This window comes from Pseudoneobacillus rhizolycopersici (assembly GCF_054786815.1).
Genome location: NZ_JBTOOE010000048.1, coordinates 1 through 7,397, shown reverse-complemented (window position 1 = coordinate 7,397; position 7,397 = coordinate 1). Strand labels below are relative to the sequence as shown.

Here is a 7,397-nt window from a genome sequence, read left to right as displayed (position 1 = left end):
CAGCGCTCAACGCCATTTTGGGCTTGCTCTTTGATTATTTTGGCGTTGAGACCAAGCTCAACGCCATTTTGGGCTTGCTATTTGGGGATTTTGGCGTTGAGACCAGCGCTCAACGCCATTTTGGGCTTGTTCTTTGATTATTTTGGCGTTGAGACCAGCGCTCAACGCCATTTTGGGCTTGCTCTTTGATTATTTTGGCGTTGAGACCAACGCTCAACGCCATTTTGGGCTTCCTTTTTGATTATTTTGGCGTTGAGACCGGCGCTCAACGCCATTTTTAGATTGCTCTTTGGGGAGTTTGGCGTTGAGACCAGCGCTCAACGCCATTTTGGGCTTGCTCTTTGATTAAAGTGGCGTTGAGATCAACGCTCAACGCCACTTTAAGCTTGACCTTTGGGGATTTTGGCGTTGAAACCAACGGTCAACGCGATTTTCAGATTTCGTTTTGGTGTTCACATCTGAAAAACAACGTTCCCTACTTCTTCTTATGCTTCTTCCCTTTCCCTTTTTTCTTTTTCCCCTTCTGTTTACCCTGATTCTTAATTGGTTGCACTTTTGGCGGCACGTCCGTTGATCCTTTGATGTACAGGTCATTGCCTACTTTATACACTGTGTCGGGTTGCGTAAAAGTGGATGTGTCGGTTCCGAGTGCGACCATCATTTTTTTAAACATAACTTGAGAGAGTTTCGTTGTGTCGCCCGTCATGTAGTGACCGGGACCGTTTTGAGCATATCCCGTCCACACTGCCATCGTGTATTGCGGGGTATAGCCAACAAACCAACTGTCATTGGTACTGTTAACGGGATACCCATATTGTGTACGGGTTTTCTGGTCAAAATTGGTCGTTCCTGTTTTACCTGCCACATCTAGACTAGGGATGTTGGCGGTTTTTCCAGTTCCAACGTCTACGACATCTCGAAGCATGTCGGTAATCATGTAAGCTGTGTAATCGTGCATGACTTGCTTGGGTTCCGGGGTAAAGCTGACAACCTTACCATTTGGAAACACGACTTTTTGCACAAAATGAGGCTTGTTAAAAACCCCATTATTACCAAAGGCGCTGTAGGCTCCGGCCATCTCAATGGGACTGACTGTATTACTTCCAATCGCATACGATTCATAGATTTGGTCATTCCGAAACTTTATTCCCAATTTTTCGGCAAAGCTCTTCCCTCGATCCAGCCCCACTTCCCGTAAAGTTAGGAGAGCAGGAATATTGTAGGAGTGCTGGAGTGCCGAACGAATCGAGATCATTCCATGATAGCGACGATCCCAGTTGGACAGTGGCTGACCGGTTGAGTAGTTAGTAGCTTTATCATGTATCTGATGATACGTAGACCATTTTAAATACTCGATCGCTGGGCCATAATCAAGAATTGGCTTAAAAGTGGAGCCAGATTGACGTTTAAGATTGACGGCAAAATTATAACCACGGAAAGTCGCTTTGGAATCATTTCGCCCACTGCCGATGGCGCGGATTGCCCCTGTTTTTGTATCAATGAAAGCAAATGCAGCCTGAAAACGTTTATTGGGATAGTTCACAAGTTCATTGGTGTGCAACAAACGATCGGCATATTTTTGAGCTTTTGGATCTAGGGTCAAATAAATCGATAATCCATCTTTGCTAATATCCACATCTTTCAGCTTTGTTTCCACTTCTTTTACCGCTGCGTCAAGGAACGCCTCATACGGCATAGTCCCATTCGTATTCATGATAATGCCTTCCGTTACAGCAACCTTTTTGCCCTCTTGCATTTGTTTTTCAGAAATATATCCTTTATTATGCATGGCCGATAAAACCAGATTTCGTCTTGCTGTCGCGGCTTCGATGTTTTCCGGCTTTGTCGGGTCAAAGCGGTTTGGACTTTGAGTCAGACCAGCAATTAGCGCAGCCTGTGGCAAAGTCAATTTATTTAAATGTTCTGCATCTATGCCATAATAATTTTTCGCGGCAGCCGCTACACCATACGAGCGGTTCCCGAGGAAAATCTTGTTTACATACATCATGAAGATTTCTTGCTTCGAATACTCTTGCTCCAACTGATACGCTAAATACCACTCCTGTACTTTTCGTTTGACGGTTTTTTCAGGCGTTAGAAAGAAGTTTTTGATAACTTGCTGAGTTATCGTACTTCCACCTTGGGAGCCAAATTCTCCGGTGACATTTTTAAAGATCGCCACAGCTGTCCGTTTGATATCAACTCCATGATGTTCGAAAAAACGGGAATCCTCTATGGATATAAAGGCATTCTCTAAATTTTTCGGCACTTGCTCATAGGAAATTTGCGTGCGCTTTTCTGTTCCGTATTCATAAAGGAATTTTCCATTACTATCATAAAATTTGGTTGAAAGCGGATTGATTAGTTTGGAAGCTTCTAATGGAGGAACATCCTTTATGAAGGTAGCGAATGTGTAGGCACCAGCTCCGAGGGTGACAATTCCTAGCACAAAGAGGATTAAAATGATTTTCCGGAATAATGTTCCTTTTCTCGACTTTTTCTGTTCCTTGCGTTTTGCTTGTTCCGCCTTTTTACGCTCCTCGCGAAAGCGATAGGATTCAGACATTGAATCTCACCCCTATGATGAAGATACATTGATGTTCATTCGAATAAAAAATTTTTAACTAACCATACATATTCGAAGCTGATTAGAGTTTTACGGGGGTAGGAGGTCATTCTACCGGCCAGCCCATTTTGGAAAATATTTCACTTTCCCTCTTTACAAACATTTTCCAAGGATGTATATTGTTTATATAAATTAGTTTATTCAACGTTGAGTATTAAAGAATACTCAACTAATCTTTTGGATTAATACTCAATGTTGACTAACCAACATTAACCTAGCGGAGGAGAAGTAAGATGAATGTATTATTGAAAGCAACTGGCTTAACGAAGCACTACCACGCAAGACCTGTGGTGAACGGGGTGTCAGTTGACGTTTTTGAAAATGAAATTTTAGCCATCATTGGACCGAATGGAGCCGGAAAATCAACCACAATTGAGATGATACTTGGCTTAAAGAAGCAAGATGAAGGATCGGTTTCCTATTGGAAGAAAGATTACCGCCAATCTATAGGAGTTCAACTCCAACAAACGCCGTTCTTCCCAGGCTTAACGGCTATAGAGAACCTCCAATTGTTTGCCGCCTTTTATAAAAAAAAGCTAACAAAACAAGAGGGTACTGAGCTACTCCATTTGTGCGGCCTTCAGAATGCCATGAAAACGGAGGCAGCCAAATTATCTGGTGGGCAGCAAAAGCGCCTTGCGATTGCCGTTGCATTAGTCCATCAGCCAAAGGTCGTTTTTCTCGATGAACCTACTGCAGCCCTGGATCCTAAGTCACGTCGAGAAATTCATGAATTAATCAAGAACTTATTTCAACGTGGAACAACGGTTGTTTTTACATCGCATGATATGGATGAGGTCACAAAGCTTTCGCATCGTGTGATGATGATTGACAAGGGAATTGTTATTGCCGAAGGAACCGCAGCAGATTTATGTCAAAAATACCACACACAAAATCTTGAAGATGTCTATTTACACTTAACAATGGGAGGAATGTAAAAATGAGTACAATTTTTAAAACGATGTTAGCGACATCGGTAAGAGACAAAATCACCCTTTTTTATTCGGTTATTTTTCCAATCGTGTTATTGATTGGGTTAGGATACTATTTTGATAATCCTGCCTATACGCCAAGGCTATTAACAGGTGTCCTTGCTCTAAGTTCATTATTCTGGGGAGTTTCCGGGATTGCCTTTCAGGTACATTGGCAACGCAGCCGCGGGGTTTATAAGTTGTTAAAATTAACGCCATTTCCAACCTTTCAGTTTATTTTTTTGATGACAGCAGCACGCACGGTGTTAGGGATTATCATCAATCTATTTGTTCTTGGTGTCGGAAGTATTTTATTTAAGATTGCCGTAGCACCTATGGAAGTCATGGTTACCATTTTGATGATGTTTATCGGAATTTTGTGTTTCACTAGCTTAGGGTTTTTGATTTCTAATTTCGCCCAGAACGAGGGACAAATCAATATGATTTCTAATCTATTTTTCCTGCCAATGATCTTTGGGGCCGATACGTTTTATTCCTTAGAGAATGCGCCTGCATGGGTGGTAAAAATGGGTGAATTATTTCCACTGGGGTACTTTCTGCAAGGTTTAAGATCGGGATTGGGCATGGCTGACGAATCGATGATCGCACCTCTTTTGATTCTGGCTGCTTATACTATAGGTTTACTTTTACTCTCATCCCTTACCTTTAAATACGAATCATCGAGTAACCAGATTCAATTTAAAAAATCACGGAAGACAGTGGCACAATAGATTGTGTTGGGGTATAATTTTTTTATGCGCATATAGTCAATGTTGAATAAGTAAACTTGAGGTGTTAGAATGGTACGCTTAATGATTTTGGGGTTGTTAAAATTAAAGGAGCTCTCTGGGTATGAAATTCAACAGGTGCTCCAAACGAGTCAAACGGATATTTGGGCAGGTGTTCTTCCCGGCTCCATCTATCACGCGTTAAAAAAAATGGATAAAGAAGGACTGGTTGAGGTTAGTAGCGTTGAGCAAACGGGCCATCGAATTAAGGCCATCTACAAAATTACGCCTAAAGGTGAGGAAGAATTTATTATTCTTTTAAAAGAAAGCCTCCGAGAAAAATCAGTCAGTTTACCAAGTACGCTTTATGCGGCGATGGCCTTTTTGCGCGAGCTGCCTTTAGAGGATCAGTTGGCGGCATTGCAGGAGCAAATGACCGTTCTCGAAAAAGAATTGGAGCTTTTAAAAGCCGGTGAAAAGATAAAGGAACAATATGTGGCCTTAGATGCTATCGCCAAGTTACAATTTGAAAACATGTTTGACCACTATAGGTTACAAATTGATTTTTTGAAAAAATTAATGGAGCAGCTGAAGTTAACGGTACAACCTAGCATGAAAAAGGAAGACTTTAATAAGTACTTTGAAAAGAATGAAGAAACTTTATGACCAAATAAAAACCCCGGGAGTTTTTCCCCGGGGGACAACGATATCTACTTTTTGTAGAGATTTTTAGAATAAAAACGGTACATATTGTTTGCTAGGTTCACTTTTAGAGATACCAAAGTATTGGCTTAGATCTGTTTTCATATACGGTTTAAGTTCAAAAGGAACAATTAACAACAGTAAATCGTGGTCTTCAGTGTTGCGTTTGCGTTTAAAAATTCTTGACAACATTCTCAATCGCTCCTATCTATTCTTTGTTACAAGTTTAGTATAGGGGGCAATTGTTTAGCTTATATGGAGCGCATCTATGTTTAAGATTAAGTTATGTAAATATCAAAAAGCGCTCAGGTCTAACCCCAAATCGGTTCGAAAAGACTAGCCATACACCTTTACCTTCGAACATCCTTCACCACTTTGCCATCGGTTAAATAGACAGTACGGTCAGCGAGCTTGGCCAATCCGTCATCATGGGTGATGAGGATAATGCCGCAGCACTGCTCTTTATTCAATTTTTGGAGAATGTCAAAGACGATTTCGCCATTTTTACGATCAAGATTTCCGGTCGGTTCATCTGCTAAAATCCATTTCGGCGAATTGACCAATGCCCGGGCAATCGCTACTCGCTGCTGCTGTCCCCCAGATAATTGCGATGGGAGAGAATTTTTTTTATCACTTAATCCTACAAGCTCTAACAACTCCTCGCCACGTTCCTGCTTGGAAAAGGAAGTCTTTCGTGAAAATAACGGCGCCATGATATTTTCAATGGCCGTTAAGGTTGGCAGAAGCTGAAATTGCTGAAAAACAAAGCCAATCGTTGAAAAGCGAAAATCGGCTAGTTTGTTATTTTTAATAGTAAAAATATCTTCGTCTCCGTAGAAAACGTTTCCATTTGTAGGGGTATCCAATGATCCAATAATATTCATCAAGGTCGACTTTCCCGACCCGGAAGGACCAACAATAGTCGTAAAATCCTTTGGGTCGAAGTCTAAATTAATTTGGTCTAGCACCTTTGTAATAACTCCATCACCAAAATAGGACTTTTCGAGATTTTGGACCGATATCATTGTCTCCACCTACCCGTTTGAAATTGAATTGAATTTCCTCGGAGTTCCCCGAAAAATCTACTGTCCACTTCGTACCATCCCCTGTAACCATCAGGATGGATTGATTATTTTGATTAATGACAGTAATGGCTCCGTGTTTTTTGGTTGTCACATAATAATCCGTTAATGAGGTCCCACCTTTCACAACTGTGATGGATACAACCCCTTGATTGCTATCCTTTAACAACGAACCGCCTACGGCTTTTACATGATAGGAATTAGACCCATCAACATCATTCAAATAAACAACGTTTTTAGGGACGATTTTAGGCACATAGTTTAATAGCGCTATTGAATCATTAATAGTAGTTAGTTGAGTTTCAGTTTGTGCCCCGTCTTTTTCCGAAAACATCGTATCGAATAACGGAGTTTGAATAAAAAGAGAAATCACAGTCGCTAGAATTAGCCCTTGAAACCCTAAATGGAAAAATTTATTGTTTTTATCCTTACGTTGTCGCCTTCTATGAAATTTCTGCTCGTATTCGACAACGTCTTGAAGAATTCGCTGTTTCGCCTCGGGACTTAATTTAAAGCGTGGTTCATATAAAGAGCGCATTTAAATGACCTCTCTTTCTTGATCGTCTTCCATTAGATCTCTTAATTTTTGGAACGCACGGCGATAGGTGGACTTCACTTTTGCCTCGGTCCAGTTTAAGGCAATGGCTGTTTCGGTTATGGAGAGCTCGTTTATAAAACGCATTAATACGACATCTCGATAAGCTGGTTTCATTTCATGAATTCGCTTCATTAACCAGTAATTAGAGTCCTTGTCTTCATAGATTTTCTCTGGGGTTTCATACTCGATATGTAAAAACTCAAGAAGTTTAACCGGCACCCACTGAACTCTTTTTTGGCGGCGATAATGATCGCTTGCGACATTTTTGGCAATCGAAAACAACCACGATTTGACTGAAGCTCTCCCTTGATAAGTGTCGTAAAAGCGAATGGCCTTAATAAACACCTCTTGGAGAAGATCCTCTACATCATGACTGCCGGTGTAATATATTAAATAGTTATAGATATCATCACTATACTCAAGAAACAATGTTTCAATATCGGATTTGGTCGACACAAGCATCCCCCTTCCATGTGCACATTTATTAGACGTAATAGGGTGCAGAAATTATTCACTTTTATGGAAATTTTTTCGTTTTTTTGTTGGTGGAGATTTTCCTCTTTCCGAAAATGTCGTAGAGAAGTATTCTCTACGACAAAATGACCCGCTATTTAAACAAAACTGTCGTAGAGATGCCTTCTCTACGACAAAATGAACAGCTATTTAAACAAAACTGGCGTAGAGACACCT

At 40.7% G+C, this 7,397-nt stretch carries 8 protein-coding genes; 3 read left to right on the top strand and 5 right to left on the bottom strand.

What is annotated here, in order from left to right:
- Positions 1-475 precede the first annotated feature (475 nt).
- A complete protein-coding gene (locus tag ACX9YW_RS22605; protein WP_460350914.1) occupies positions 476-2,566 on the bottom strand; it encodes a transglycosylase domain-containing protein in 2,091 nt (696 codons plus the stop codon).
- A gap of 293 nt (positions 2,567-2,859) precedes the next feature.
- On the opposite strand from ACX9YW_RS22605, the gene ACX9YW_RS22600 reads away from it, so the two are divergent.
- The 3 genes from ACX9YW_RS22600 to ACX9YW_RS22590 all read left to right on the top strand — a co-directional run bounded on the left by ACX9YW_RS22600 (position 2,860) and on the right by ACX9YW_RS22590 (position 4,991).
- On the top strand, positions 2,860-3,564 hold the full coding sequence (locus ACX9YW_RS22600) for an ABC transporter ATP-binding protein (RefSeq protein ID WP_460350912.1): 705 nt from the start codon (positions 2,860-2,862) through the stop codon (positions 3,562-3,564).
- Positions 3,565-3,566: 2 nt separating this feature from the next.
- Positions 3,567-4,328, top strand: a complete 762-nt coding sequence (locus ACX9YW_RS22595) for an ABC transporter permease (RefSeq protein WP_460350910.1) — start codon at positions 3,567-3,569, stop codon at positions 4,326-4,328.
- Between the two features lie 69 nt (positions 4,329-4,397).
- Positions 4,398-4,991, top strand: a complete 594-nt coding sequence (locus ACX9YW_RS22590) for a PadR family transcriptional regulator (RefSeq protein WP_460350908.1) — start codon at positions 4,398-4,400, stop codon at positions 4,989-4,991.
- Positions 4,992-5,054: 63 nt separating this feature from the next.
- Here the strand turns inward: ACX9YW_RS22590 and ACX9YW_RS22585 are convergent, their stop codons facing one another.
- The 4 genes from ACX9YW_RS22585 to ACX9YW_RS22570 all read right to left on the bottom strand — a co-directional run bounded on the left by ACX9YW_RS22585 (position 5,055) and on the right by ACX9YW_RS22570 (position 7,163).
- Positions 5,055-5,219 (bottom strand): hypothetical protein, encoded by a 165-nt coding sequence (locus ACX9YW_RS22585; protein WP_460350906.1) that lies wholly within the window; start codon positions 5,217-5,219, stop codon positions 5,055-5,057.
- Positions 5,220-5,377: 158 nt separating this feature from the next.
- Complete coding sequence (locus tag ACX9YW_RS22580; protein ID WP_460350904.1) at positions 5,378-6,052, bottom strand: ABC transporter ATP-binding protein; 675 nt, start codon at positions 6,050-6,052, stop codon at positions 5,378-5,380.
- On the bottom strand, positions 6,012-6,647 hold the full coding sequence (locus ACX9YW_RS22575; protein ID WP_460350902.1) for a hypothetical protein: 636 nt from the start codon (positions 6,645-6,647) through the stop codon (positions 6,012-6,014). Before ACX9YW_RS22575 ends, ACX9YW_RS22580 begins: the two co-directional genes overlap by 41 nt.
- Positions 6,648-7,163, bottom strand: coding sequence for an RNA polymerase sigma factor (locus tag ACX9YW_RS22570; protein WP_460350900.1), 516 nt, complete (start codon positions 7,161-7,163; stop codon positions 6,648-6,650). It abuts the gene before it with no gap.
- Between the last annotated feature and the right edge of the window lie 234 nt (positions 7,164-7,397).